Origin of the sequence: Halomonas saccharevitans (assembly GCF_900116405.1) — a bacterium.
Classification (GTDB): Bacteria; Pseudomonadota; Gammaproteobacteria; order Pseudomonadales; family Halomonadaceae; genus Halomonas; species Halomonas saccharevitans.
Window position 1 is genome coordinate 1 of the sequence record NZ_FPAQ01000089.1, and the last position, 1,371, is coordinate 1,371.

3 protein-coding genes are annotated in these 1,371 nt (G+C 63.8%); all 3 read right to left on the minus strand.

Annotation, left to right across the window (positions count from 1 at the left end):
• On the minus strand, window positions 1–686 hold a 686-nt coding region (locus BM388_RS17470), incomplete at its 3' end, for an IS66 family transposase zinc-finger binding domain-containing protein (RefSeq protein WP_139234001.1).
• Window positions 687–728: 42 nt separating this feature from the next.
• Window positions 729–1,085 (minus strand): IS66 family insertion sequence element accessory protein TnpB, encoded by a 357-nt coding sequence (gene tnpB / locus BM388_RS17475; RefSeq protein WP_089852511.1) that lies wholly within the window; start codon window positions 1,083–1,085, stop codon window positions 729–731.
• Window positions 1,082–1,291 carry a hypothetical protein gene (locus BM388_RS17480; RefSeq protein ID WP_089847289.1) on the minus strand — a complete coding sequence of 70 codons (210 nt, stop codon included), beginning with the start codon at window positions 1,289–1,291 and terminating at the stop codon, window positions 1,082–1,084. Before BM388_RS17480 ends, tnpB begins: the two co-directional genes overlap by 4 nt.
• Window positions 1,292–1,371 lie beyond the last annotated feature (80 nt).

The following is a 1,371-nucleotide window of genomic DNA, read 5'->3' on the forward strand; positions in this document are numbered from 1 at the left end:
GCGCCGTGACGGGCAAAGATCTGGCTCTGCCGGTAGAGCGGCAAGGCATCCTGGTACTTGGCGGTAGCCACATAGGCGAGCAGCGTCGGGCTGGCGTTACTCTTCGGCAGCAGCTTGGCCGGCGCCGGGGCGATCTGTACACCCTCCTCGCAGGCGGGGCAGCCGTACTTGATGCGTACATGGCGGATCACCTCGACCCGCGCCGGCACCACATGCAGCTCCTCGCTGACCTCTCTACCGACCTCCTTGAGCTCGGTGCCGTCGTCATGGCAATGACGGGCATCCTCGGGGAGCTCATGGATAACCTCGACGCGGGGCAGTTCGGGCGGCAGGGCCACCCGGCCGCCACGGCTGCGGCGCTTGGCCGGCGGATGGGGCTCGGTCGGCGCGTCTACCTCGTCGTCATCCGTGCCATCCTGAACGCTGGCCTCCTCCTCGTCGACCGCCACTTCGGCCTCGTTGATGAGAAGATCCCCCTGCGCGACACGGTATTTTTCGGTGGAGGGGCCGAACTGACGCTCGATGGCCAGTCGGAACTGCTCGAACAGCGCGGCCTTGGCGGCTTCCCACTCGGCCTCTTTCTTCTCCATCAGCTGATGGAGACGCGCAATCTCTTCCTGCTGAGCGCGCACTTGGCGCTGCAGCTGGGAGACGCTGGCAGAGGGAGTCGAGGCCGATGAATTCATGCTGACATTTTATCAAGCGGTGCTGCTGAAAACAGCAGAAAATCAGCCAACCGCCTGAAAATCCAGCGCCTTATGGGGACGCATGGCGCTGAGGTCATAGCCATCCAGGAGCCAGTTCAGCTCCTGGCCCGAGAGCGTGACGGTGTCGCCCTCCAGCCGGTCCGGCCACTTGAAGCGCTCCCGCTCCAGGCGCTTGTACCAGACGACGAAGCCGTTGCGCTCCCAGAACAGCAGCTTCACCTTGTCGCGCTGGCGGTTGCCGAACACGAACACTGCTTCCTCGAAGGGGTTGAGCTCCATGGCCTCCTGAACCAGCAGGGCCAACCCGTCGATCTGCTTGCGCATGTCGACCGGCTCGCGGCACAGGTAGACCCTCAGTCCCGTGTCTGGCCGAATCATCGGGCCACCTCCACGGCGACGAAGCGCTGCGGGCGATGACGAGGTGGTACTGGTACCTCCTGCACCACCAGGCGCTGCTCCCACGCCAGCAGTGACGCCAGCTCCAGTCCCTGCTCCGCTGCGTTCTCACTCAACGGCAATTGCCGAGAGGAAGCATGGAACAGATGGCCCAGCCAGAAGGCCTGTGTCGGGGTCAGGTCGGTCATGGTGTCCTCCTTGGGATCGGGTGACACCAGTCTGATGGACACTATTCAGTTGCAGAAGATGGGGTTTGTGGAGCGCTTAC

Excerpts from the sequence above, each read along its gene's own strand:
- tnpB (WP_089852511.1), bottom strand. The coding sequence starts at position 1,085 with ATGATTCGGCCAGACACGGGACTGAGGGTCTACCTGTGCCGCGAGCCG.
- BM388_RS17480 (WP_089847289.1), bottom strand. The coding sequence starts at position 1,291 with ATGACCGACCTGACCCCGACACAGGCCTTCTGGCTGGGCCATCTGTTC.